The following is a 24,260-nucleotide window of genomic DNA, read 5'->3' as shown; positions in this document are numbered from 1 at the left end:
TCCCTCCGGGAGCTAACGACCGGTGCCCATCGCCACGCGGTTGGCGATGGCCGTCACCGTGCAGAACCCGATGGGCCCGGCGGTGTCGTGCACGGTCACCTGGCCGGTCGCGACGCCGCCCGCGCTCACGTGGCCCGTGCCCTCCACGCCGACGAACTCGTCCTCGGGCAGCCGGGCCAGCGTCAGCGTGTAGTCGGCGTTGATGAAGCGCAGGCCGTCGGGCTGGGCGTTGCTGAGCGGGCTGGCGAAGTCCGCGGCCAGCGCGGCGCGGACGAACGGCGTCAGCGGCTCATCGTCCACCAGCGGGAACTTCTCCCGCATCCACACCCGTGCGGGCCCCGGCGCGCCCCAGGGGGCCGCCCGCCACAGGTCGAAGGGCGGAATCCAGCCACCCGGCTGCACCTGGGGCGGCTCGGTGGGCACCGGCTCGTCCCAGGCGGGCGTGACGATCGACCGCTCGCCGTCGGGCTCCTCGCCCTGCCGCAGCAGCACGGCGCTCGCCCGCGCGATCACGCCCTGGTCGGTGGAGATCACGGCGTCGGCCACCCGGATCCTGCGCCCGTCCCTGATCAGGGACGTCTCCACGGTGACCGGCAACATCGGGCTGTTGCGGAACAGATCGACGGTCAGCCGGGCGAAGTGCAGCCCAGGCTCGGCGTGACGCTCTTCCAGAGCGCGGGCCGCCAGACCGCCGAGCAGGCGGCCGTGCAACATGTCGGGGGACCAGGGGCCGCGGGCGTGCGGCGCGGGGACGAGCTCGTCCCTCTTTCGGGTGAAAAATGCTGACGTCGACGACACAGAATCAGATTCTAGAGGAGAGCAGGCGCCGCCCGAGCGCGTGGAGGTGCTCCTTCAGCTCGACCGGCTCCAGCACCTCGAAATCCACATCGAGGAAGGCCACCACCACGGCCATGAGGTGCGGGTCTTCGCCGCGCAGGGTGAGCAGGCATCGATCCTCGCCGAGCGGCTCCAGCGTGCCGGAGGTGCGGCCGGCCAGCCGTCCGGCCGGCGCGTGCAGCAGGAAGCGGGCCTCGACCGGCCACATCTCGTGGGCCAGGCGGCTCTGCACCCAGGCGGCGACGTCGGGCTCGGGCGGCTCGCGCGGGGCGAAGCGGGGGCCGTTGGGGGTGCGCAGGCTGATCCGGTCGGCGCGGTAGGTGCGCCAGTCGCGGCGGTCGGCGTCCCAGCCGACGAGGTACCAGCGGTTGCCCTTGGTGACCAGGCGGTGCGGCTCGGTCCTTCTCAGCGTCCGCTCGCCCTGGTGGTCGGTGTAGTCGAAGCGGAGCTGCTCGTGGTCGCGGCAGGCGGCGGCGACCCGGCTGAGCACGTCGGCGTCCACGGTGGGGCCGTCCCTGTTGATCCGTACGGTGTGCGTCTGCAGTGTGTTGACCCGGCGCCGCAGGCGGGCGGGCAGCACCTGCTCCAGCTTGGCCAGCGCGCGCAGGGAGGTCTCCTCGATGCCGGTCACGGTGCCGTTCGCGGCTGTGCGCAGCCCGACCGCGACCGCCACGGCCTCCTCGTCGTCGAGCAGCAGCGGCGGCAGCTCGGCGCCCGCGCCCAGCCGGTATCCGCCGGCGACGCCCGGCGCGGAGTGGACCGGGTAGCCGAGGCTGCGCAGTCGTTCGACGTCGCGGCGCACCGTCCTCGGGGCGACGCCGAGCCGCTCCGACAGGTCGGCGCTGGACCAGTCGCGCCGGGTCTGCAGGAGGGACAGCAGGCGCAGAAGTCTGGCTGAGGTGTCCAACACGCTCCCCATTGTGGCCCGATCCTGGCCGCATTGGCCTCTAGCGTGCCGGGTATGCGGGAATTCGTCATCGATATACCTCAGGACCGGCTCGACGATCTACGCGACCGGCTGGCCAGGACCTGCTGGCCGGACGCGCTCGACGGGGCCGGGTGGTCCTACGGCACGCCGCCCGATGCGGTGCGGGAGCTGGCGGCGTACTGGCTGGAGGGTTACTCCTGGCGGGCGCACGAGGCGCGGCTGAACGCGCTGCCGCAGTACACGACCGAGATCGACGGGCAGCGCGTGCACTTCGCCCACCTCCGCTCGGAGCGTCAGGACGCGCTGCCGCTGCTGCTCACGCACGGCTGGCCCAGCTCGTTCGCGGACTTCTCCCGCGTGGCCGGGCCGCTCAGCCGCGACTTCCACCTCGTCGTCCCGTCCCTGCCCGGCTTCGCCTTCTCCGGCCCCACCCGTGAGCCCGGCTGGGGCGTGCGGCGGATCGCCGCCGCCTGGGCCACGCTGATGGACCGGCTCGGGTACGCCCGCTTCGGCGCGCAGGGCGGCGACTTCGGCTCCCTGATCTCCCCCGCGCTGGCCCGCCTGGCCCCCGATCGCGTGGTGGGCGTGCACGTGAACGCGCTCACCGCGTTCGTCACCGACGACCTGTCCGGGCTGACCGAGGCCGAGGTGGAGCGGGCGAAAGGGGTGGAACGCTGGCAACGGGAGTTCTCCGGCTATGCCGCCATCCAGGGCACCAGGCCGCAGACCCTCGCCTACGCCCTGGCCGACTCCCCGGCCGGCCTGCTCGGCTGGACCCTGGACGCCTTCGCCTCCTGGGGGCGGGACGCGGGCGGCGTGCCGGCCGACGACCTGCTCACCAACGTCGCCCTGTACTGGCTCACCGGCACGGCGGGCTCGTCCCTGCGCATCTACCGGGAGAGCGGCGCCGACTGGGCCGTGCCGGACGCGCCGGGGAAGACGCCCACGGGCGTGGCGGTCTTCCCCGGCGACAGCACGGTCAGGCGGTACGCCGAGCGGGCGCACAACGTGGTGCGCTGGTCGGAGTTCCCCAGGGGCGGCCACTACGCCGCCCTCCAGGCCCCTGACCTGCTTGTGGACGACATCAGGACATTCTTCGCCGGGCTCGGATAAGCTCCGACAATGCGTGATCTAGGTGAGGACCCCCGGCCGGCCCGGGGCGCGGTACGCGAGATCCACTCCCTCCACGGGCCCGCCACCCTGGCCTACTCCCCCGACCTCGACGGCCTGGCCGACCCCGGGGAGATCGTCTGGGCGTGGGTGCCGTACGAGGAGGACCCCGATCGGGGCAAGGACCGGCCGCTGCTGATCGTGGGCCGGACAGGGCGCCGCCTCTTGGGGATGATGTTGTCCAGCAAGGGCGAAGACGGGCCCGACTGGCTGGAGCTGGGCGCGTGGGGCCGCGACGACATGGTGTCGTACGTACGGCTGGACCGGGTGTTCGTGCTGGACGAGGACGACATCAGGCGCGAGGGCGCGGTGCTGGACGGCGATCGGTTCGCCCGGGTCGCGGCGCGGCTGATGAAGACCCACGGCTGGGGCGCCGGCTAGCCGTGGCAGGGCTCCTGGAGCGGATCCAGGTGGCGGTGCGCAGGCCCAGCCAGAGCAGCAGGGCCAGGACGCCCACCAGGACGTACTCGATCGCCGGGACTCTGACCGACTCCTCGGCCGCGCCGGCGAGGTCGCCGCGCAGGCCGTACACGAGCAGGGCGGCCCCCACGTAGCAGGCGGCCAGCGCCCAGCGGGTGGTGGCCGTCAGGCCCAGGCCGTGCATCTGGGTGAGGACGAAGACGCCCAGGAAGCCGAACAGGAACATCGGCCACATCCCGTCCGGTCCCGACGTCATGACGGCCACCAGGGTGCCGTGCACGGCGACCGTCGCCTCCAGGGTGAAGGTCCACCAGCGGTTCGTGTGCGCCCGGGTGAGGAAGAGGGAGCCCTGCAGGAGCAGCAGGAACATGTAGAAGAAGCCGATCAGGTGGCCGGAGGTGGCCTCTGTGGGGTGGTACCAGAAGGTGTAGACGGCCGCCCAGCTGAACAGGTAGCCGTGGTAGCGGCGGGCGAAGTCCACGACGGCGCGGCCGATGGGGGCCGGCTTGCCGAGGAGCAGGCCGCGCCGCCGGTTCTCCATCAGCAGGACGACCACGAGCAGCAGGATCACCGAGCCCTGCGAGCTGTAGATCGACACGTCCTGGGCGAGCCCGTCGTAGAACAGGTGCGTCTGCAGCGTGTGCAGGGCGATGAAGCCGGTGTTGACGGCCAGGGCGGCGACGTTGACCGGGTGCAGGCCGCCCGTGTAGCGGCGGACCCTGGTCTGGGCGTAGTGGATCAGCCACCAGAACGTGATCTGGTGGGCCGCGTAGCCGCCCCAGGCCGACAACCGGGTCCAGAAGGTGGGGTGGGGCAGCTTCCAGTAGTACCAGGAGGCGCCCTGGTCGGGCAGGAGCTCGATGCCCTGCAGGCGTGCGCCCAGCAGCCAGATCAGCGCGGTCATGACGGCGCCGGCCAGCACCCCGAGGACGAGCGCGCGGCCGGCACTCATGCTCCTCAGCATGCGCCTCCGTTCAGTGTGTTTCCATCATGGAATGGTTCGATTATGGAATGATCTGGGGTGTGACAGCAAACGGAGGCGCGTTCGAGCTGATGGTGATGATGCGGGCGCTGAATGTGGAGAGCGACCGGTTCCCCGAACGTTTCGCGGCCCTGCACGGGCTGCACCGTACGGACCTGAACGCCCTGGTGGTCATCCTCGACGCGGCACGTGAGGGCCGGCCGCTCACCCCGGGCGGGCTCGGCGGCGCGCTCAACCTCAGCCCGCCCGCCACGACCGCCCTGATCGACCGGCTGGAGCAGGCCGGGCACGTGGAGCGGCGGCGCAGCGAAACCGACCGGCGCAAGATCGAGGTCGTGCTCAACGAGCAGGCCGCCGAGCTGGCCCGGAGCTTCTTCGCCCCGCTGGGGCGGCATCTGACGGCGGCGATCGAGGCGTTCACGCCCGAGGAGCGGCTGGTCATCGGGCGTTTCCTGGAGAGCGGCATCAAGGCCACCGCGGCGGCCAGGCTGGAGGCCTCAGGATGAGCGCGAGGATGAGCACGGGGATGAGTACGGTCGTGATCACGGGCGGGACGCGCGGCCTCGGCCTGGGGCTGGCCAGGGCGCTGGTGGAGCGGGGCCATCAGGTGATGGTCTGCGGCACCGACCCGGAGCGAGTGCGTGCGGCGGGCGAGATGGCGATGGTCGCCGACGTCACCGACCGCGACCAGCTTCACGAGCTGTGGGAGGCGGCGGCCGGGCGGTACGGCCGGGTGGACGTCTGGATCAACAACGCGGGCGTCTCGCAGGTCCGCGAGCCCGTCTGGCGGCTGCCCGCCGAGCAGGCGCGCCGGGTGGCGGAGGTCAACCTGCTGGGGGTGCTGAACGGCTGCGCGGTGGCGGTGAGCGGCATGGCCGAGCAGGGCGGTGGCCACGTGTGGAACATGGAGGGGCTCGGGAGCGACGGGCGCGTGGTGCCGGGGCTGGGCGTGTACGGCGCCACGAAGCGGGCGGTCACCTACCTGACGTCGGCGCTGGCCAAGGAGGTTCCCGAGGGGGTGAGCGCCGGGCTGCTGAGCCCGGGGATGGTGGTGACGGATCTGCTCACGTACGGATATTCCGACGATGAGCGGGCGCGGGCGGCGCGGATCCTGTCGATCCTGGCCGACCGGGTGGAGACCGTCGCCCCGTGGCTGGCCGAGCGGGTGATCAGCCGGGCGCGCAACGGGGCGCACGTGCGGTGGCTGACCCCGCGCAAGATCGCCTGGCGCTTCGCCACCGCCCGCTTCACCCGCCGTGACGTGCTGATCGGCTAGCCCTGTTCGCGGAACGGCGAGGCTAGCCGGGGAAGACGGCGGCCAGGTCGGGGATGCGGGCGCGGTAGCCGTCGAGGAGGCGGTGGGCCGTCGTGACCGAGTCCACCAGCGGGTGCAGCGCGAACGCCGCCACCGCCAGCCGTGCGGAGCCCGTCATGGCGGCCTCGATGACCGTCTGCTCCACCGCCTTGACCTGCTGCATCAGGCCGAGGAAGCGGCCGGGCAGGGGGCGGGTGGCCAGGGGGCGGACGCCGGAGCCGTCCACGGCGCAGGGGATCTCCACGACCGCCTCCGAGGGCAGGCCCGGTACCGCGCTGCCGTTGCCGACGTTGAGGATCATGGTGGCGGGCTCGCCGCGGGCGATGGCGGCCATGAGGGCGAGCGCGATGCCCTCGTAGCCGCCCGCCTCCAGGTCGGCGGTGTCGCGTTCGCCCGCGTCGGTCGTGTCGCGCGCCTCCGCCATGTAGGAGGCGTCCCGCTCCCTGCGCGTCCGCACCCACTCCTCCAGCGCGTCGCCGGGCCTGGCGCGCACGGCGGCGTAGAAGCGGTCCTGCTGCTCCAGCAGCGACTCCCCCCGGGTGCGCCCGGTGCTCGCCGCCACCGCCTCCCTGGACAGGTAGTAGTAGTACAGGTACTCGTTCGGCAGCGCCCCCAGCACCCGCACCCAGTCGGCGCCGAGCAGGCGGGCCTCCTCCACCTGCCGCAGCGCCGCGTCGTCGGCCAGCAGGCCGGGCAGCAGGTCGCGCCCCTGATAGGTGAGGCCACGCAACCAGCCCAGGTGGTTGAGCCCCACGTAGTCGGGCGAGACGCGGGCCGGGTCGAGCCCGAGTGCGGCGGCGGCCCGCCGGATCAGCCCGATGGGCGAGTCGCAGATGCCGATCACCCGGTCGCCGAGCACCTGCCGCATGGCCTCGGTGATCATCCCGGCCGGGTTGGTGAAGTTGATCACCCACGCCTCCGGCGCGAGCGCGGCCACCCGTTCCGCCACGCGGACGGCGACGGGAACGGTGCGCAGGCCGTAGGAGATCCCGCCGGGGCCGGTCGTCTCCTGGCCGACCAGGCCCAGATCCAGCGCGACCCGCTCGTCGGCGGTCCGGCCGGCCAGCCCGCCGACGCGGATGGCCGAGAAGACGAAGGCCGCGTCGCGCAGCGCGGTGTCCAGGTCGGTCGTGGTGCGCACCCGGGGCGGGTCGTCGTGGCCCGCGGCGAGCCCGCGCAGCACGTGGGAGACTGCCTCCAGCCGTTCGCGTGACACGTCGTAGAGCACCACCTCCTCCACGCGCGGCTTGGCGGTGTCGCGCAGGAGCGCGCCGTACACGAGCGGGACCCGGAAGCCTCCGCCGCCGAGAACGGCCAGTCTCATCGTCACCCTTTCACGTGAGCAGCACCTCGGCGCCCGCGGCGGCGCAGGTGCGCAATGTCGTCTCGTCGGCGCCCTGGTTCGTGACGATCACGTCCACGTCCTCGGGCCCGCACACCCGCAGGGCGCCCGTCCCGGGGAACTTGTGCCGGTCCACGAGCAGCACCACCTGACCGGCCGCCGCGATCATGGCGCGCTTCAGCGGCACCTCGGCCACCGTGGTGTCCACGAGCTGCCCGTCGCGGCGTACGCCGCTGACGCCCAGGAACACCCGGTCGGCCACCACCTGGCTCAGCGCGGCCTCGGTCAGCACCCCCACCAGCGAGTGGTAGGGCCTGCGCACCATGCCGCCGAGCAGCAGCAGCTCGACCTCCGTGTCGGTACGCAGCACGTCGAGCACGGCGAGGCTGGAGGTCACCACGGTGACGCGGCGCCCGCGCAGCCGCCGGGCCAGCCGCATCGTGGTGGTGCCGATGTCGAGCAGGAGCACGTCCCCGTCGCCGACGAGTTGCGCGGCGCGGGCGGCCACGGCCTCCTTGTCCTGCTCGTCGGTGACGGCCACCTCAGCGAAGGGCCGGTCGGCGTCGGGGTCCGCACAGGGCAGGGCGCCCCCGCGGACGCGGCGCAGGGTGCCGTCGCGGTCGAGCACTTCGAGATCCCTGCGGATGGTGGACGGGCTCACGCCGAGCTGGCTGGCGAGATCGCGCACGCTGCCGGCGCCTGAGGTGCGGACGCGGCGCATGATCTCGGCATGCCTGAGGCGCTGGAGCACGGCCGGATTGTATCAGTCAAATTCGCGCACAAGTAAGCATCTTGCGCCACCCGTTCGCGCGAAGACACTTGAAGTGTGCGAGCAAACGTGCAAGATTGCGCACATCCCCGGTATGTCGAGGAGGACCCATTCCCGTGGCTGTCCAGGCGTACGACCCTCTCGCCGGCGAACGCACCCCTGAGGGGCCGCAGTTCGACGTCTTCCTGGCCGGAACTGTCTTCCTGGACATCATCTTCACCGGCCTGCCCGCGATGCCCGCCGCGGGCACCGAGATCTGGGCGGAGGGCATGGGGTCGTGCCCTGGCGGCATCGCCAACCTGGCCATCGCGACCAGCCGGCTGGGGTTGCGCACGTCGCTGGCGGCCGCGTTCGGGGACGACGACTACGGGGATTTCTGCTGGCGCACGCTGGAGCGGCAGGAGTCGGTGGACCTGTCCAGGTCGCGGCGGTTCGAGCACTGGCACTCGCCGGTGACGGTGTCCATGGCGGTCAACCGCGACCGCAGCATGGTGACGCACGGCCACGCGGCGCCCATGACGGCCTCCGAGATGATCGGCTCCCCGCCCCGCTCCCGCGCGGTGATCGCGACGTTGTCCGACGACGAGCCGCTCGACCGGGCCGGGACCGCGTGCAACTGGGCGGAGCTGGCGCGCCGCGACGGCGCCCTCATCTTCGCGGACGTGGGCTGGGACCCGTCGGGCTCCTGGTCGCGCTCGCTGCTGGACCAGCTCGCGCTCTGCCACGCGTTCATGCCGAACGCGACCGAGGCCATGGCCTACACCCGCTCCGACACGCCGCGCGACGCGCTGTACGCGATCGCCGACCGGGTCCCGCTGGCCGTGGTGACCGACGGGTCCAACGGGGCGATGGCGATCGACTCGATGACGGGTGAGGAGGCGTTCGTCCCGGCGCCGCGGGTGACGGCGCTCGACCCGACGGGCGCGGGCGACGTGTTCGGCGCGGGCCTGGTGCTCGGCACGCTCTGCCACTGGCCGCTGGCCGACCGGCTGGCGTTCGCCGGGGTGTGCGCGGCCCTGGCGGTGCAGCAGTTCGGCGGCTCGCTGGCGGCGCCCGGCTGGGGCGACATCGCGGACTGGTGGCACGAGGTGCGGGAGGCGGCCGACCACAGCGGCGCGTACGGCAGTTCGCTGGCCCGCCGCTACGCCTTCCTCGACCGGCTGGTGCCGACGGTCCCCGTGGGCGCGGTGCGCCGCGCGGCCGCCACCATCGCCCGGCACGCCGACGTCGGCATGTCCTCCACCGGCCGGTCCGGCGGATCGTCCGAGCCTTCCACCGGGCGGCCCTCAGGATCGTCCGGGCCCTCCGCGGGGCGGCCCGGGGAGTTGTCCGATCCCTCCGTGAGGCGATCACCAGAGCACCATGACCCGCCTGACAACGAGGACGAGGACCCCGACACGCCGCCTCGCGTGCCCGCGCAGAAGGAGTAGCACCATGATCGCCCCCAAGCGAGGTTCCCTGACGCTCGCCCTGCTCGCCGCGAGCGCCGTGGCCCTGGCCGGGTGCGCACCCGGCTCCTCCGCCCCGCCTCCCCCCTCGCCCCAGGCGAGCGCCTCACCCGTGCGCACCGACGCCGCCTCACTGGGAAACGTCACCCTGACCGTCTGGGACCAGGAGGTACGCGGCGGTCAGGCCGCCCAGATGAAGAAGCTCAACGACGCCTTCCACGCCAAATACCCCAACATCAAGCTGAACCGGGTGTCGCGCTCCTTCGACGACCTCACCACCACCCTGCGCCTGGCGCTGAGCGGCAACGAGCCGCCCGACGTGGTCGAGGCCAACAACGGCCGCTCCTCGATGGGCGCGTTCGTCAAGGCCGGGCAGCTGCGCCCGCTGGACGCCTACGCCGACGCCTACGGGTGGAAACAGCGCTACCCGGACTCGGTGCTGCGGTACTCGCGTTACAGCGCCGACGGCAAGCTGTTCGGCGAGGGCAACCTGTACGGCCTGCCGCAGGTCGGCGAGGTCGTCGGCGTCTTCTACAACAGCGCCAAGCTCACCAAGCTGGGCCTGGAGCCGCCCGCGACCTGGGCCGCCTTCGAGTCCGCGCTGGCCGAGGCCAAGGCCGGGGGTGAGGTGCCGCTGCAGTTCGGCAACCTCGACAAGTGGCCGGCCGTGCACGTGTTCGGCACCGTACAGGGCCGGAACGTGCCGCCGGACCAGATCGGCACGCTCGCCTTCGGCCGCAAGGGCGCCTCCTGGAACACGCCCGAGAACACCAAGGCCGCCGAGCAGCTCGTGAACTGGGTCGACCAGGGTTACTTCGCCAAGGGCTTCAACGGGCAGGGGTACGACGCGGCGTGGCAGGCGTTCGGCAAGGGCCAGGGCGTCTTCCTGATCGCGGGCACCTGGTTGCTGGCCGACCTGCAGAAGGCTCTGGGCGAGGACCTGGGCTTCATGCTGCCGCCGGGCGCCGCGGCCGGCGCCGCGCCGGTGGCGACCGGGGGCACGGGGCTGCCGTTCGCGATCACTGCTAAGAGCCCGAATCCGGACGCGGCGGCGGCCTACATCGACTTCATCACGAACGCGGAGGCGATGAAGGTGCTCACCGACACCGGCAACCTGCCGGTCGCCGACACCGACAAGCAGACGGTGCCGGAGGGGCCGCAGCGCGAGGTGTTCACCGCGTTCGGCACGGCGAGCGCGAAGGACGGCCTGGTCCCGTACCTCGACTACGCGACCCCGACCTTCGCCGACACGCTGGGCGCGGCGCTGCAGGATCTCCTCGCCAAGAAGGCCACGCCCCAGGAGTTCCTGGGCACGCTGGAGAAGGACTACAAGACCTTCGCCGAGAGCAACTGAGCATGGCCCCGGGGGAGCCTCGCCGCGTCGCCTATCTCTACGTGCTGCCCGCTTTCGTCATCTACGCGGTGTTCCTGCTCTATCCGATCGGCCGGGCCGTGCAGATCTCCCTGTACGACTGGGACGGGCTGTCCCTCGGCCGCTGGGCCGGGCTGGACAACTACGTGGCGATCGTCGCGGACGAGGGGTTGCGGGCGGCGTTCGTCCACGCGCTGGTGCTCATCGTGTTCTACGCCGCCGGGCCGCTGGTCATCGGGCTGATGCTGGCCGCGATCCTCAACCACGCCAAGGTGCGGGGGCTGGGCTTCTTCCGTACCGTGGTGTTCCTGCCGCAGGTGATCGCCATGGTGGTGGTCGCGGTGGCGTGGCGGCGGGTCTACGCGCCCGACGGGACGCTCAACGCCCTGCTCGGCGCGCTCGGGCTGGACTCGCTGACGCGCGGCTGGCTGGGCGACTACACCTTCGCGCTGCCCGCGGTCGGGGTGGTCGGCACCTGGTTCGAGACCGGCCTGGTGACCGTGCTGCTGCTCGCGGGGATGAGCCGCATCCCCTCCTCCCTGTACGAGGCCGCGCGCCTGGACGGGGCCGGGGCCGTGCGGGAGTTCTTCGCGGTCACTCTGCCGTCGGTCCGCGCGGAGATCGCGGTGGCCCTGACGCTCACCGTGATCGCCGCGCTGCGCACCTTCGACCTGGTGTACGTCACCACGCGCGGCGGACCCGGCGATTCCACCTCGGTGCCGTCGTACGAGGTCTACCACCGCGCCTTCGGTCTGGGCCAGGTCGGCTCCGCGGCGGCCATCGGCGTCACGCTCACCGTGGTGATCTTCGTGATCTCGTTCGGGATCAACCGTTTCGCGGACAGGGGGGTCTCGTGATCTCGCGCGGGGAGCGGGTGGCCAACTACGTCATCCTGTCGGTGTTCGCCGCCTTCGCGCTCTATCCCATCGTGGTCATCCTCTCGGCCGCGCTCGGCACCGCCGACAGCGGCGGCACGGCCGGGCTCGCGAACTTCGCGGCGGCGTGGGAGATCGGCCGGTTCGGCGACTACCTGCGCACGAGCCTGGCAGTGTCGGCGTTCGTCGTGGTCGTGAGCGTAGTGTTGTCGATCATGAGTGGGTACGCGTTCGGCACGATGCGCTTCCGCGGCCGGTCGGTGCTGTTCTACCTGTTCATGCTCGGGATCATGATGCCGAGCGAGGCCGTGGCCGTGCCCCTCTACTTCGACCTGCGCACACTCGGGCTCATCGACACCTTCTGGTCGATCTCGCTGCCGCAGGTGGCGTTGTCGGTGGCGTTCGGCACGTTCTGGATGCGGGCGTACTTCCTGGGCGCCAACCGGGCCATCGTCGAGGCGGCCCGCATCGACGGGGCGACGAGCTGGCGCATCCTGTGGCAGGTCCTCCTCCCGCCCGCCCGGCCCGCCGTCGTCACGCTGATCGTGCTGGTGTTCATGTGGACCTGGAACGAGTTCCTCATCCCGTTGATCATGGTGACGAGCGAGTCGCTGCGTACGGCGCCGCTGGGACTGGCCTTCTTCCAGGGGCAGTACACCTCCGGCTTCACGTTGCTGGCGGCCGGCTCGGTCATCGTGGCCACGCCTGTCGTGGTCTTCTACCTGTTCCTCCAGCGCCACTTCGTCCGCGGGCTGCTCCAGGGGGCGGTACGCGAATAACTCCGGAGGTTCGATGCGTTCCCAACCCGTGTCCGGCTCCACTCCCTTGACCAGGTCCACCGGCGCGCGCCGCCTGGTGACGTTCGCCGGCGCGGTCGCGCTCGCGTTCCTGCCCGCCATCGTCTCCCTGCCCGCCTCCGCTACCGAGCCCGCACCGATCGACCTCGACGTCCTGTTCGTCGGCGCCCACCCCGACGACGAGGCGGGCAACCTGTCCACGCTCGGCCAGTGGAACGAGGACCACGACGTGCGTACCGGCGTCGTGACCGTCACCAGGGGCGAGGGCGGCGGGAACGCGGTCGGGCCCGAGGAGGGGCCCGCGCTCGGGCTGCTGCGCGAGGCGGAGGAGCGGACGGCGGTCGGGAAGGCGGCCGTGCGCGAGGTGTTCAACCTCGACGACGTCGACTTCTACTACACGGTCAGCGCCCCGCTCACCGACCAGGTGTGGGGCGGCGGCACCCTGGAGAAGGTCGTCCGGATCATCCGCAGGACCAGGCCCGAGATCCTGCTGACCATGGACCCGGCTCCCACGCCGGGCAACCACGGCAACCACCAGGAGGCCGCGCGGCTGGCCGTCGAGGCGTTCTACGCGGCGGCCGACCCGAAGGCGTTCCCCGAGCAGATCAGCCGGGAAGGGCTGCGTGCCTTCGCCCCCGCCCGGCTGTTCACCGGCGGCGGGCGCGGCACCTCCCAGACCGGGCAGGACTGCGCCTCGACGTTCCGCCCGGCCAACCCGGCGCAGAACGTGTTCGGGGTGTGGAGCGGACGCGCCTCGCCGAGCCGGGGCACGACGTGGGCCGCCGTGGAGCGTGCGGCGCAGCGCGCCTACGCGTCCCAGGGCTGGGCCGGCTTTCCCGACGTGCCCGCCGATCCGGCCCGGCTCGGCTGCGACTTCTTCACCCAGGTCGACGCGCGGGTGCCGTTCCCCGAGCCGGGCGGCACCGCGGCCGCCGCGCCGACGGCGATCCTCGACGGGGCGCTGACCAGGGCGAGCGGCGCCGTGCCCCTGGGCACCCGGTTCGACCTGCGGACCAGTACGTTCGACGTGCTCCCCGGCGTTCCGTTCACGGTCGAGGTCTCCGCGACCGCGCCGCCCCGCGAGCCCCTGGGCCGGTCGTCGGTGACCCTGCGCGTCCCGGACGGCTGGACGGTCACCGGAACCGGCGGCCTGGGCAGGCTCGCCGCGAGCCGTTCCGGGTCGGCGGCGTTCACGGTGACCCCGGCGAAGAGCGCCACCGCGGGCCGGGCCAGGGTCGCGGCCACGCTCACCACGGAGCGGGGCGGCGGCTACACCGACCGGCAGGTCGAGCTCAGCCCCGCCGTACGAGGGACGCAGCAGCCGCTCCCCCAGGTCGCCCAGTACGAGAAGTGGACCACCGAGGTCGGCGTGCCGCAGCTACGCGGCGTGGTCACCCCGGTGCTCACGCTGCCCTCCGCCGGCAGCAGGCAGGTCGGCGTCGTGGTCACGAACGTGAGCGACGCGGCCAGGTCCGGTGCCGTAGGCCTGGACCTGCCCGCCGGCTTCACCGCCGACCGCGCCGAGGCCCCGTACGACGACCTGGCCGCCGGCGCCACCACGACGGTGCCGTTCACCATCACCAACACCGACCCCTCGCTCAAGACCTCCAACGAGGGCGGCGACTACACCTACACGATCACCACGACGGGCACCACGACAGGCACCACGACGGGCACCAGCCGCCCCGCCTTGGAACTGGTCCCGGCGGCTTCCATTCCCCAGGCGGCCTCGGCCCCGGCCGTGGACGGTGCCGAGGGCGACGGCGAGTACGCGGGCACCGCCCTGGACATCTCCCGCCTGTGGGAGGGCACGGCGTGCTCGTCGGCGGCCGACTGCTCCGGCACGGCCAAGGTCACCTGGCACGACGACACCCTGTACCTGCTGGTCCACGTGAAGGACGACGTCGCCGGCACCCGGCTGGCCACCGCCGACTGCAAGCGCCACTGGCGTACCGACTCGGTGGAGATCACCCTCGACCCGCGCGGCACCTCCGAGAACACCTCGACCACGTTCAAGGCCGCGGTGCTCCCGGTGACGGCCGAGGGCCCGCCCTGCTACCTCCGCGACGCCGACAACCGCCAGGGCCCCGGCGAGGAGACGGCCCCGGGGACGCGGGTGGCCTCGAAGGTGTCCGCCGGGGAGTACACGGTGGAGCTGTCCATCCCGATGCGGGTCCTGCCGGGCGCCGTCGATCCGGCCCACCTGGGGCTGAACATCCTCGTGTACGACTCCGACACCCAGGACAAGACCGGCCAGACCCGCATCGGCTGGTCGACGTGGGGCGGCGTCCAGGGCGACCCGTACCGATGGGCCGTCGCCACCCTGCCCGGCTACCAGCCTCCGGCCGACCGTCCGACCACCCCGCCGGACCCGGTGATCCCCGACACGGCGCTGTCCAGCCTGGACTCACCGCAGTCCCTGGAGCAGGCGGCCCGAGTGCACGTGCCGCTGGGCGGAGGCCCCGCGGCCAAGCCCTCGGAGAGCGGCCAGGCCGTCTCGGCCTCGGGCGCCCGGGGGACGGTGAAGGTGACGCTACAGGCCGCGGGAGCCGGCAAGGCGCACCTGTTCGTCCGTGACGGCGACGGGACGGCGGGCAGCCGCGTGGTGACCGTGTCCGGGAAGGGAACCACGAGCGTGACCGTGCCCCTGACACGAGCACTGGCCGCGCATCCGGCGGTGGTGGCCGGATGGCAGGCGCCCGGCGGCGGAACGACGACCTCCCAGGTCCCGGTCCGCTGACCGCCCTGGGTCGTCTGTGCGCCGGTCGACCGGCGCACAGACGACCCCCACAGGTCACGGGAGATTCAAGACATAACTCTGAGTGATTAAAGAACTACGGTACGGGTACGCGTACAGGAACCAGGCCCCCACGAAGGGAACCCCGTGTCCGACCGTTGCGCCACCATGCCCGTCCACCGCCGGCTCCTCGCCGCCTCGCCCCGCTACGCGCTCGCCCTGTCCTCCATCGAGAACGCGACGTTCGCCAGGAAGAACGCGCGCACGGCGGCCCGTGAGGAGGTGGTCACCATCCCCGTCGTCGTCCACGTCGTCTACCGCACCCCCGAGCAGAACATCGGGCAGGAGCAGATCGACAGCCAGCTCAAGGTGCTCAACGAGGACTTCCGGCGCGCCAACCCCGACGCGAGCAAGGTGCCCGAGGTGTGGAAGGAGCTCGCGGCCGACGCGCGACTGGAGTTCAAGCTGGCCGAGACAGGCCCCGACGGCGGGCCGACCTCAGGTGTCGTACGCCGCCAGACCGACGCCGAGGAGTTCCAGCCCGACGACAAGGTCAAGTTCGACGCCCAGGGCGGCTCCAGCGCCTGGCCCGCCGACCGCTACCTCAACGTGTGGGTGTGCGAGATGCGGGGCGTTCTCGGGTACGCCACCTTCCCCGGCGGCCCCAGCGACATCGACGGGGTCGTGATCGCGCACACCGCGTTCGGCACGACGGGCACGGTGGCGGCGCCCTACGACAGAGGCCGCACCGCCACCCACGAGATCGGGCACTGGCTCAACCTGCGCCACATCTGGGGCGACGACGGCGACGGCTGTTCCGGCACCGACTTCGTGGACGACACCCCCAACCAGGCCGGCCAGAACCACGGAGCCCCTGACTTCCCCAAGCTGAGCTGCGACAACGGCCCCAACGGGGACATGTTCATGAACTACATGGACTACACCGAGGACTCGGCCATGTTCATGTTCACGAGGGGGCAGGCGGAGCGGATGGACGCGGCGCTGGCCGGGCCCCGATCGTCGTTCCTCCCGTCGCAGGCCACGGCCGGCACACCCACCTGACCGGCAGCCGATCTCGATCAGCCGGGTGAGCCGCCAGCCTGCGGCTTCCGTACGGGTACGCCACATGCGGGCGTAATGGCCGTCGAGGGCGATCAGCTCGGCGTGAGTGCCGCGTTCCAGCACGCGGCCCGGCGGGTCCTCATCGAGCAGGACGACGGGACGGTCCTGGAGTGCGACCCTGGCCAGGGCCACGCGCTGGCGTTCGCCGCCGGACAGGGCCGAGCCGCGCTCGCCCACGGGCGTGTCCCAGCCTTCGGGCAGGCGGGCGATCATCTCGTCCACACCGGCGAGCGCGGCGGCCCGGTCGAGCGCGTCCTGGTCCGAGCCGGGGCGGCCCGCCAGGACGTTCTCCCTGACGGTCCGTACAGCCTGGGCGGCATCGCGGGCCGCCGGCCTCACACCGCGACGATCAGTGCCTGGGAACGGCCGGCGGGGAAGGCCCAGACGTGCTTGCCCGCCGCGATCATCAGCGCGAGCGGCGCCCGCAGCCCTAACCTGATCACGCGCAGCGCGGCGCCGGCGGCCGAGGCGAGGGTGAACAGGTCGCGCCCGCCGCCCGCCAGCACCCCGTTCGCACACACCAGGAACGGCACCGGCCCCTCCGGCGTCCCCACGAACCGCCCCGGCTCCCCCGACCAGGCCGATACGCGTAACAACCCGCCGGTGACGCTGATCCACAGGGAGCCGGCGCACACGGTCATGGCGCCGCGCTCGCGCCGCCCGAGGTCCACCTCTTTCGGCCCGCCGCGCAGGACGGTGTCACGCGTGGAGGTCCACCACAACCGCTCGCCCTCCACGGCGCACAGGTCGAGGCCGGGCAGTTCGAGGGGCTCCAGGAGCGTCCCCGGCCCGGCCAGCCTGCGGGCGAGGCCGTCGCCGACGGCCCAGATCTCCCCGCCGCCCGCGAGCACCCGGCCGCTGAAGGGCACGCCCGCGATCGGCGCGCCGGAGTGGTCGAGCCAGTGGACCCGGCCCCCGGCGATGCCCGCCAGCGTCCCCTCGGACAACGGGTTGGACGGCGACACGCCCGCGAACAACCCCGCGAACGACCGGGGCACGACCACGGTCTCCGCCAGCGTGCCGGGCACCCCCGCGGAACCGGTCACCGTCCCGGGCACCGCCGCCAGGGACCGCAGCCGCGGCGCCGCTCCGTTCCCCGGCAGCGGGGTGCCGGTGGTCGTGTAGGCATGCACTCCGCCGGGGCCGGCACACCAGACGGTGGTCCCGTCGGACGCGGCCGCGCGGACGGGACGAGGCAGGTCGATCCTGGTGACCGCGACGTCCATGCGCTGACCTTAGACCCCGGCGACGCGCTCGGGGAGAGGCGGCTCAGGCACGGAGAAGACCGCGCCGCGGTAATCCGCACGGCAAGAGACCGATCCCGGTCATCGGCCCCGGTGACCCCGGCTGCGATCATTGTGACCATGCGTGTTGTGGTGATCGGAAGCGGCATCGTCGGGGCCGGCGCGGCCTACCACCTGAGCCGCAGGGGCGTGGCGGTGACCGTGGTGGACGGCGGGTACCCAGGCGAGGCGACGCAGGCGGGCGCGGGCATCGTGTGCCCGTGGGTGGACCATCCGGAGGACGACGACTGGTACCGCCTGACCAGGGAGGGCGCCCGCCACTATCCCGGGCTGGTGGAGGAGCTGGGCGAGGACATCGGCTACGCCAAGGTGGGCGCCCTGCTGGTCTCCGAGGACCCGTCCGACCTGGAGCCGGTACGCGCGCTGCTGCGCCGCCGTCACCCGGCCGCGCCGGAGATGGGCGACATCACCGACGTGCCCACCCCGTCCGAGTTGTTCCCGCCGTTGTCGGACGACCTGAGCGCGATCCTGGTGCCGGGCGCGGCGCGGGTGGACGGCCGTTCGGTACGCGACGCGCTCCTGCGCGCCGCCGTGGCCCAGGGCGCTCAGGTACGCGCGGGCTCCGCCACCCTCACCCCCGACGGCCAGGTGCTCCTGCACGCCGCGGCCGGGGAGCCGTACGAGGACACGGCCACGCCTCCTCTCCCGGTCGCGACGGCCGGCGTCAGTGGTGAGACCAGTGGTGAGACCGCGTCCTGGCGGCAGGCCGCGCCTCTCACGCCCGCCGCCCCGCCCCGGGCCGGCTCCGGGATCAGGAAGGCCGGGGAGGGTGAGCCGCTGGAGGCCGACGTGGTGATCGTCGCCGCCGGGGCCTGGACCGGTGAGGTGTGCCGCCCCCTGGGCGTCGAGCTGCCGGTCTTCCCGAGGCGCGGCCAGATCCTGCACGCCACCCTGGAAGGCGTGGACACCGCGTGGTGGCCGATCATCCTGCCCAGGATGGGCCCGTACCTGCTGGGCTTCCCCGACTCCCGCGTCGTGATCGGCGCGACCGTCGAGGACGTCGGGTTCGCCCCGCGTGTCACGATGGGTGGCCTGGACGAGGTGGTCGAGGCGGGGCTGCGGGTGGCCCCTGGCCTGTTCAACGCGACGGTGACGGAGACCAGGGTCGGCCTGCGGCCCGTGTACGCGCCCGGCCCGGCCCTCATCGGCACCCTGACGGAGCGGGTGATCGTGGCGACGGGCCTGAGCGCGTACGGGCTGACGGCGGGCCCGCTCACCGGCCAGATCGCCACCGCGCTGGCTCTCGGTGAGACGCCGCCCATCGACATCTCGCCCTACGCGCCCGCGTAGGGCGAGACGCCGCCCCCGGCATCACACCCAATGTGCCCGCGTAGGGCAAGACGCCACCCCCCGACATCACGCCCAATGTGCCCGCGTAGGGCGAGACGCCGCCCCCCGGCATCACACCTAATGTGCCAGCGTAAAACCGGCGAAAGACGACCTGACCGCCAAGCGCGACAAGCCCCAACGTAATATCGGATACCTCCCCACCGTGAAGTCGTGGGGAGGCTGTCGTGCCGCTGCTCCTCTTGCTCGTGCTGCTCGTCGTGGTGGCCGCGGGATGCGCGTCCGAGCCGCAGACACCCCCGCGGCCACCGGCGACGAAACCGGCCCAGCCGCCCGCCCCGCAGCCCAAGCCCATCGCTCCGAGGGAGCGCGACGTGAAGGTCCGGGTGCCGCAGGCCGCCTCGGGCCGCTACGCGGTGGTGCCCGGCGGCGGGCCCGCCCGGCCGGGACGGGGCGCGGCGGTGCGGTATCTGGTCGAGGTGGAGCGCGGGCTGCCGTTCGATCCGGTGGAGTTCGCCGCCGAGGTGCACAAGACGCTCAACGACATACGCGGCTGGGCCCGGTTCGAACGCGTGGACCACGGCCCGGTACGGGTGCGCGTCGCCCTGTCCAGCCCTCACCTGACCACCCGCGAGTGCCGCCCGCTGCGCACGGGAGGCGAGTTGTCCTGCTGGAACGGCCACCGCTCGGTCATCAACGCCCTGCGCTGGGCCAAGGGCGTCCCGCAGTACAAGGGCGATCTGGCCGCCTACCGCGACTACGTGATCAGCCACGAGGTCGGCCACGGCCTGGGACACCACCACCGCTCCTGCCCCGGCCCCGGCCGCCTGGCCCCGGTCATGGCGCAGCAGTCGAAGTCACTGGGCCGCTGCCGCCCCAACCCGTGGCCCTTCCCGAACCGCGAGCGGGACGAGGAACGCTGACCCCCGCACGCCCCCGCGGGCCGGCCGGGCGGGCGCTGCCGTGCCTGTTGCCGTGCCTGTTGCCATGCCTGTTGCCATGCCTGTTGCCATGCCTGTTGCCATGCCTGTTGACGGCGGGGATCCCCGCAGGCCAGAGTCCGGTTTCAGGCCAGTCCGCGTCCCGTGCCGACGCCCCGCAGCAGCGTGTCCACCACGCGCGCGGCCAGGGCGTCGGGGTCGCCGTCGCGGACCTGCACCGACTCGTGGATCAGCGCGTAGTAGACCCGCTTGGCCCACAGCGGGTCCACCTCCTCACGCAGCACCCCTGCCTCCTGGGCCTTCCTGAACAGCCGCTCGCAGCGCTCCTCCACGTCCGCGTGCACCCTGGCCACCTCGGGGTCGGCCGACAGCGCCCGGCTCATCGCGAAGCCCCAGTCGCTCTTGACCCGCAGCACGTTGGCGGTGACCTGGTAGAGCGCGACCAGCGGCGGCGTGGTGTCGGGATGGGCGGCCGCCACGGCCTCGGCGAACTGCCGGGTGGCCCAGGCCGCCATCGCGTCCACCAGCGCCTCACGCGAGGCGAAGCGCCGGTGCACGGTCGTGCGCGCCACCCCGGCCGCCTCGGCGATCTGCTCCATGCTGGCCGCCGGGTTCCTGCTGAGCACGCGCTCGGCGGCCTCCAGGATCGTGCGCATCGTGCGCTCGGTGTCGGAACGCGGCGCGCGGGTCGTCTCACTCACACGCCACAGGGTACGGCATCGTCCCCCCTTACGACAGACTTGCGTCATCGATGTTGCAAGTCGTAGAGTCGAGGCATCAAACGTGATGCGGATAGGAGAACGACGTCATGGACATGGGACTGACCGGCAAGACCGCCGTGGTGACGGGCGCGAGCAGGGGCATCGGGCTGGCGATCGTACGGGCGCTGATCGGCGAGGGGACGCGGGTCGTGGCGGCCTCGCGGACGATCACGCCCGAGCTCAAGGAGACCGGCGCCGCCCTCGTGACGGCCGACCTGTCCACCCCGCACGGGCCCGCCGAGATGATCGGCCGGGCGCTGGAGGAGCTGGGCGAGATCGACCTGCTGGTCAACAACGTGGGTGGCGGCGACACCGGCGATGAGCTCGCCGGCGGGTTCCTGGGCACCGATGACGACGTGTGGCGCCAGGTCCACGACCTGAACTTCCTCAGCGCCGTGCGCGTCACCCGCGCCGCCCTCCCTAGCCTGCTCAGGCAGCGCGGCGCGGTGGTCAACATCTCCTCCAACGGCGCCAGGATCCCGCACGCGGGGCCGATCTCGTACACGACGGCCAAGGCCGCGCTGACCGCGCTCGGCAAGGCTCTCGCCGAGGAGTTCGGGCCGCGTGGCGTGCGGGTCAACACCGTCTCGCCCGGCGCCGTGCTCACCTCCATGTGGGAGGCCCCCGGCGGGTACGGCGCCGCCGTCGCGGCCGCCCACGGCGTGGAGCACGAGCAGTTCCTGGCGGGGCTGCCGTCGAACGCCGGAATGACGACCGGTAGGTTCATCCAACCGGACGAGGTCGCCGCTCTGGTGACATGGCTGGCATCGCCGCACGCGGGAAGCGTCAGCGGCGCCGACTACGTCATCGATGGAGGGGCGATCAAAACCGTCTGACCTATCGCGATATATCGTAGGAAGAACAACCGGGGAGTCCCGTTCGGAGGGAACGGGATGATCGACCTTCCAGGGGAGAGTGGGCGATGGCAGGGATGCGGACAGCGCGGCGGATCCTGGCGGGCGGCGCGGCGCTCGCCGCGGCCGGCTGGGCACTGCGCGAGGTGCCGGCCGAGCTGGGCATGCGGCCGCTGGCGTCGGGGCCGGAACGGGCGTCGAGGATACGGCACTCGCCGCAGTTCAGGAACGGCTCGTTCGTGAACACGATGCCCGAGACGACCACCATGATGACCAGGCCTCCGGTGAGCCTGCTCGGCGAGCTGACCAAGGACAGGAACCAGCGCCACCCGGCCGGCCCCGTCCCGCTGCGCATCCCGCCGTCGGACCCGCCGCCCGCCGACGGGGTCCGCGCGATCTGGTACGGCCACGCCTCCACGCTGGTGGAGATCGAGGGCCGGCGGGTGCTGTTCGACCCGGTGTGGAGCAGGCGGCCCTCCCCCTCCCGGTTCGTCGGCCCCAAGCGGCACCACCCGGTGCCCGTGGGGCTGGACGAGCTGGGCGACGTGGACGCCATCGCCATCTCGCACGACCACTACGACCACCTCGACATGGCGACCGTGCGCACGCTGACCCGCACGCAGAAGGCGCCGTTCCTGGTGCCGCTGGGCATCGGGGCGCACCTGGAGCGGTGGGGCGTGCCCACCTACCGGATCATCGAGATGGACTGGGACGAGGAGACCGAGGTCGCGGGGCTGCGCTTCATCGCCACGGCGGCCCGCCACTTCTCCGGCCGCTCCCTCGTCCGCAATGACACGTTGTGGGGCTCCTGGGTGGTCGCGGGCGCGGCCAGGAAAGTCTTCTACGCGGGCGACTCGGGATACTTCGAGGGCTATCGGGGCATCGGGTCCGCGCACGGGCCGTTCGACCTGACGCTGATGCCGATCGGCGCCTACAGCCCGGCCTGGCCGGACATCCACATGGACCCGGAGCAGGCCGTCAACGCCCACCTCGACCTGGGCGGCGGCCTGCTGCTGCCGGTGCACTGGGCGACGTTCACGCTGGCCCTGCACCCGTGGGCGGAGCCGGTGGAGCGGCTGTGGCGGGAGGCCAAGGCGCGCGATGTGAAGGTGGTCGTGCCGCGCCCCGGTGAGGCCGTGGACACCTCAGCCGCCCCTGCGGTGGAGGGCTGGTGGGAGATGCTGGGCTGAGAGCTTCGTCAGCTCGCGATGTCGCGATCGGCGCAGAGCGCGGCGAGGACCTCGTCGCGGTCGGCGCAAAGTGCGGCGAGGACCTCGTCGCGGTCGGCGCAGAGTGCGGCGAGGACCTCGTCGGGGTCGTCGGGCACGTGTACGTAGGCGCGCAACGAGGCGAGGTGCGCCTCGCACTCCGTCTGGAGGCGTAGCAGGTCGCCGAGGTCGGGCGGTGGCCACGGCGGCCCCTCCCCGAGGGTGTCTCATTCGGCGAGCTGCTCGGCGGCCCGCGCGAGCGCGGCGTGCAGGTCGCCGCGTTCCGGGTTGCCGGCGCCCAGCCACAGTGCCCGGGCCCGCTCGCGGAGCGCGTGCCGTTTCCTGCGGCCTGGGTACCGTGCGCGGCGGCCGGCCGGGCCGCCCTCGCCCGTGGCCTCGGCCAGGCGGGCGGGGCCGGCCTCGAAGACGCGGGGCGAGAGCAGTCGCATCGTCTGCGCGACCCCGGCGAACAGCCGCAGCCGCTCTGTCCGCTCGCGGTGGTTTCCCGGTTCGCGCAGACCCGCGCGGGTGCACGCCTGGCCCACGCGGTAGGCCAGCAGCGGGAGCAGGTGGGAGTGCAGGCGCGCGGCCAGGTCGGCGGCGTGGTGCGCCTGTTCGGCGGTGTGCAGGGCGGCTCCGTGCCAGGGGGTGGCGCCTGACTGGAGCTTGAATCCGCCCAGGTGGGCGAAGTCGCGTATTTCATCCCGGATCGAGTCGGCCGTCCCGGCGTCGGTGACCGGCTCCGCCTCGATCAGGGCGGTCCTGCGGTTGTCGAAGGGTTCTGCCATGAGTGTCTCCTCTGCCCTGGCAGGGCCTTTGCAGTCCCGTGGCGGGCGGAACGTACAGTTTTGACGTGAGCAACCTGGAACGTGACCCGCAGGAGATCCGCTGCGCCACCGGTGTGGGCGCCGAGGCCGAGGTGCTGACAGGACGGGAGGTGCTGACGGGGCGGGAGGTGCCGCTGGGCGGGCCGCGGGCGATGACGGTGAGCAGGACGTTGCCGGGCGTGCGCCGGCGGATGATCGGCGCGTGGTGCTTCGTGGACGCCTACGGGCCCGAGCGGGCCGTGATGCGGGTGCCGCCGCATCCGCACACCGGGCTGCAGACGGTCAGCTGGCTGATCGCCGGGGAGGTGCTGCACCGTGACAGCCTCGGCACGCTGCGGGAGGTCCGCCCCGGGCAGCTCAACCTCATGACGGCCGGGCGCGGCATCTCGCACTCGGAGGAGTCCGCGGCGGGGGTGCTGCACGGGGTGCAGCTCTGGGTGGCGCTGCCCGGCGCGCACCGGCACACCTCGCCGGCCTTCGAACACCATCCGTCGTTGCCCGTCCTGTCCGGCTCCGGTTTCGAGGCGACCGTCGTCATGGGGTCGCTCGGCGGGGTCTCCTCGCCCGCCACCGCCTACAGCCCGCTCGTGGGGGCCGAGGTCGCCGTGGACGGCTCGTGCGAGGTGCCACTCGATCTCGGGTACGAGCACGGGCTGCTGCTGCTCAACGGTGAGGTGGCGGAGCTGGGGCGGGGGCCGCTGACATACCTGCCGCCGGGACTCTCCGGGGTACGGCTGTCGGGGCGCGGACGGGTGTTGCTGATCGGCGGGGAGCCGTTCAGCGAAGAGATCGTCATGTGGTGGAACTTCGTGGGCCGCTCCCACGACGAGATCGCCGCGTACCGGAAGGAGTGGATGGAGGGCGAGGGGTTCGGGGCCGTCGAGGGGTTCGACGGCGCGCCGCTTCCCGCGCCGGTCCTGCCGGGCATCCGGCTCAAGCCGCGCGGGCGGGTGCGCGAGTAGAC

The 24,260-nt window shown here is 72.6% G+C and carries 24 protein-coding genes and 1 pseudogene; 15 read left to right on the top strand and 10 right to left on the bottom strand.

Annotated elements, in window-relative coordinates; genetic code table 11:
* Window positions 1-12: 12 nt before the first annotated feature.
* Window positions 13-798 (bottom strand): thioesterase family protein, encoded by a 786-nt coding sequence (locus ACFPZ3_RS39040; RefSeq protein WP_379519389.1) that lies wholly within the window; start codon window positions 796-798, stop codon window positions 13-15.
* A gap of 4 nt (window positions 799-802) precedes the next feature.
* Complete coding sequence (locus ACFPZ3_RS39035; RefSeq protein ID WP_379519388.1) at window positions 803-1,747, bottom strand: helix-turn-helix transcriptional regulator; 945 nt, start codon at window positions 1,745-1,747, stop codon at window positions 803-805.
* A 51-nt stretch (window positions 1,748-1,798) separates the two neighbouring features.
* Here ACFPZ3_RS39035 and ACFPZ3_RS39030 point away from each other — a divergent pair, with 51 nt between their 5' ends.
* Window positions 1,799-2,878: an epoxide hydrolase family protein gene (locus ACFPZ3_RS39030; RefSeq protein ID WP_379519387.1), complete on the top strand. Its 1,080-nt coding sequence runs from the start codon at window positions 1,799-1,801 to the stop codon at window positions 2,876-2,878.
* A 9-nt stretch (window positions 2,879-2,887) separates the two neighbouring features.
* Complete coding sequence (locus ACFPZ3_RS39025; protein WP_379519386.1) at window positions 2,888-3,316, top strand: type II toxin-antitoxin system PemK/MazF family toxin; 429 nt, start codon at window positions 2,888-2,890, stop codon at window positions 3,314-3,316.
* On the opposite strand, the gene ACFPZ3_RS39020 is transcribed toward ACFPZ3_RS39025, so the two are convergent.
* Window positions 3,228-4,307: a hypothetical protein gene (locus ACFPZ3_RS39020; RefSeq protein WP_379519385.1), complete on the bottom strand. Its 1,080-nt coding sequence runs from the start codon at window positions 4,305-4,307 to the stop codon at window positions 3,228-3,230. The two genes, ACFPZ3_RS39025 and ACFPZ3_RS39020, sit on opposite strands and share 89 nt — an antisense overlap.
* Before the next feature lie 71 nt (window positions 4,308-4,378).
* Between ACFPZ3_RS39020 and ACFPZ3_RS39015 the strand changes: the two genes are divergently transcribed.
* Both ACFPZ3_RS39015 and ACFPZ3_RS39010 read left to right on the top strand, forming a co-directional pair.
* The gene (locus tag ACFPZ3_RS39015; RefSeq protein ID WP_379519384.1) at window positions 4,379-4,843 is read left to right on the top strand and encodes a MarR family winged helix-turn-helix transcriptional regulator; all 465 of its coding nucleotides are present in this window, start codon (window positions 4,379-4,381) and stop codon (window positions 4,841-4,843) included.
* 20 nt (window positions 4,844-4,863) lie between these two features.
* Entirely contained in the window at window positions 4,864-5,613 is a 750-nt protein-coding gene (locus ACFPZ3_RS39010; protein WP_379519383.1) for an SDR family oxidoreductase, read from the top strand.
* Between the two features lie 22 nt (window positions 5,614-5,635).
* On the opposite strand, the gene ACFPZ3_RS39005 is transcribed toward ACFPZ3_RS39010, so the two are convergent.
* Together ACFPZ3_RS39005 and ACFPZ3_RS39000 are read right to left on the bottom strand one after the other, a co-directional pair.
* Window positions 5,636-6,976: a 6-phospho-beta-glucosidase gene (locus ACFPZ3_RS39005; RefSeq protein WP_379519382.1), complete on the bottom strand. Its 1,341-nt coding sequence runs from the start codon at window positions 6,974-6,976 to the stop codon at window positions 5,636-5,638.
* Between the two features lie 10 nt (window positions 6,977-6,986).
* Window positions 6,987-7,745, bottom strand: coding sequence for a DeoR/GlpR family DNA-binding transcription regulator (locus ACFPZ3_RS39000; protein ID WP_379519381.1), 759 nt, complete (start codon window positions 7,743-7,745; stop codon window positions 6,987-6,989).
* Window positions 7,746-7,879: 134 nt separating this feature from the next.
* On the opposite strand from ACFPZ3_RS39000, the gene ACFPZ3_RS38995 reads away from it, so the two are divergent.
* The 6 genes from ACFPZ3_RS38995 to ACFPZ3_RS38970 all read left to right on the top strand — a co-directional run bounded on the left by ACFPZ3_RS38995 (window position 7,880) and on the right by ACFPZ3_RS38970 (window position 16,054).
* A complete protein-coding gene (locus ACFPZ3_RS38995; RefSeq protein WP_379519380.1) occupies window positions 7,880-9,193 on the top strand; it encodes a carbohydrate kinase family protein in 1,314 nt (437 codons plus the stop codon).
* Between the two features lie 4 nt (window positions 9,194-9,197).
* Window positions 9,198-10,565 (top strand): extracellular solute-binding protein, encoded by a 1,368-nt coding sequence (locus ACFPZ3_RS38990; protein WP_379519379.1) that lies wholly within the window; start codon window positions 9,198-9,200, stop codon window positions 10,563-10,565.
* 2 nt (window positions 10,566-10,567) lie between these two features.
* Window positions 10,568-11,440 (top strand): carbohydrate ABC transporter permease, encoded by an 873-nt coding sequence (locus ACFPZ3_RS38985; protein WP_379519378.1) that lies wholly within the window; start codon window positions 10,568-10,570, stop codon window positions 11,438-11,440.
* A complete protein-coding gene (locus tag ACFPZ3_RS38980) occupies window positions 11,437-12,237 on the top strand; it encodes a carbohydrate ABC transporter permease (protein ID WP_379519377.1) in 801 nt (266 codons plus the stop codon). The genes ACFPZ3_RS38985 and ACFPZ3_RS38980 overlap by 4 nt, the downstream gene beginning before the upstream one ends.
* 13 nt (window positions 12,238-12,250) lie before the next feature.
* On the top strand, window positions 12,251-14,995 hold the full coding sequence (locus tag ACFPZ3_RS38975; protein ID WP_379519376.1) for a sugar-binding protein: 2,745 nt from the start codon (window positions 12,251-12,253) through the stop codon (window positions 14,993-14,995).
* A gap of 144 nt (window positions 14,996-15,139) precedes the next feature.
* Window positions 15,140-16,054, top strand: coding sequence for a zinc metalloprotease (locus ACFPZ3_RS38970; protein WP_379519375.1), 915 nt, complete (start codon window positions 15,140-15,142; stop codon window positions 16,052-16,054).
* Between the two features lie 150 nt (window positions 16,055-16,204).
* Here the strand turns inward: ACFPZ3_RS38970 and ACFPZ3_RS38965 are convergent.
* Window positions 16,205-16,453: pseudogene (locus ACFPZ3_RS38965) on the bottom strand (ATP-binding cassette domain-containing protein); the annotation flags it as partial.
* Window positions 16,450-17,340 (bottom strand): hypothetical protein, encoded by an 891-nt coding sequence (locus ACFPZ3_RS38960; RefSeq protein ID WP_379519374.1) that lies wholly within the window; start codon window positions 17,338-17,340, stop codon window positions 16,450-16,452. The pseudogene ACFPZ3_RS38965 and the gene ACFPZ3_RS38960, both read right to left, overlap by 4 nt.
* Window positions 17,341-17,478: 138 nt before the next feature.
* Here ACFPZ3_RS38960 and ACFPZ3_RS38955 point away from each other — a divergent pair, with 138 nt between their 5' ends.
* Window positions 17,479-18,708 carry an NAD(P)/FAD-dependent oxidoreductase gene (locus tag ACFPZ3_RS38955; protein ID WP_379519373.1) on the top strand — a complete coding sequence of 410 codons (1,230 nt, stop codon included), beginning with the start codon at window positions 17,479-17,481 and terminating at the stop codon, window positions 18,706-18,708.
* Window positions 18,709-18,932: 224 nt separating this feature from the next.
* Window positions 18,933-19,628, top strand: a complete 696-nt coding sequence (locus tag ACFPZ3_RS38950; protein ID WP_379519372.1) for a DUF3152 domain-containing protein — start codon at window positions 18,933-18,935, stop codon at window positions 19,626-19,628.
* Window positions 19,629-19,771: 143 nt separating this feature from the next.
* On the opposite strand, the gene ACFPZ3_RS38945 is transcribed toward ACFPZ3_RS38950, so the two are convergent.
* Window positions 19,772-20,347, bottom strand: a complete 576-nt coding sequence (locus tag ACFPZ3_RS38945; protein WP_379519371.1) for a TetR/AcrR family transcriptional regulator — start codon at window positions 20,345-20,347, stop codon at window positions 19,772-19,774.
* 107 nt (window positions 20,348-20,454) lie between these two features.
* Here ACFPZ3_RS38945 and ACFPZ3_RS38940 point away from each other — a divergent pair, with 107 nt between their 5' ends.
* Entirely contained in the window at window positions 20,455-21,243 is a 789-nt protein-coding gene (locus ACFPZ3_RS38940; protein ID WP_379519370.1) for an SDR family NAD(P)-dependent oxidoreductase, read from the top strand.
* Between the two features lie 86 nt (window positions 21,244-21,329).
* Window positions 21,330-22,451 carry an MBL fold metallo-hydrolase gene (locus tag ACFPZ3_RS38935; RefSeq protein ID WP_379519369.1) on the top strand — a complete coding sequence of 374 codons (1,122 nt, stop codon included), beginning with the start codon at window positions 21,330-21,332 and terminating at the stop codon, window positions 22,449-22,451.
* Window positions 22,452-22,459: 8 nt separating this feature from the next.
* Here the strand turns inward: ACFPZ3_RS38935 and ACFPZ3_RS38930 are convergent, their stop codons facing one another.
* Window positions 22,460-22,606, bottom strand: a complete 147-nt coding sequence (locus ACFPZ3_RS38930) for a hypothetical protein (RefSeq protein ID WP_379519368.1) — start codon at window positions 22,604-22,606, stop codon at window positions 22,460-22,462.
* A gap of 90 nt (window positions 22,607-22,696) precedes the next feature.
* Window positions 22,697-23,257, bottom strand: a complete 561-nt coding sequence (locus ACFPZ3_RS38925) for a hypothetical protein (protein ID WP_379519367.1) — start codon at window positions 23,255-23,257, stop codon at window positions 22,697-22,699.
* A 65-nt stretch (window positions 23,258-23,322) separates the two neighbouring features.
* Between ACFPZ3_RS38925 and ACFPZ3_RS38920 the strand changes: the two genes are divergently transcribed.
* A complete protein-coding gene (locus ACFPZ3_RS38920) occupies window positions 23,323-24,258 on the top strand; it encodes a pirin family protein (protein WP_379519366.1) in 936 nt (311 codons plus the stop codon).
* The last annotated feature ends 2 nt before the right edge of the window (window positions 24,259-24,260 follow it).

It is taken from the genome of Nonomuraea insulae, assembly GCF_042656245.1.
This window is presented reverse-complemented; position numbering and strand designations above follow the sequence as displayed.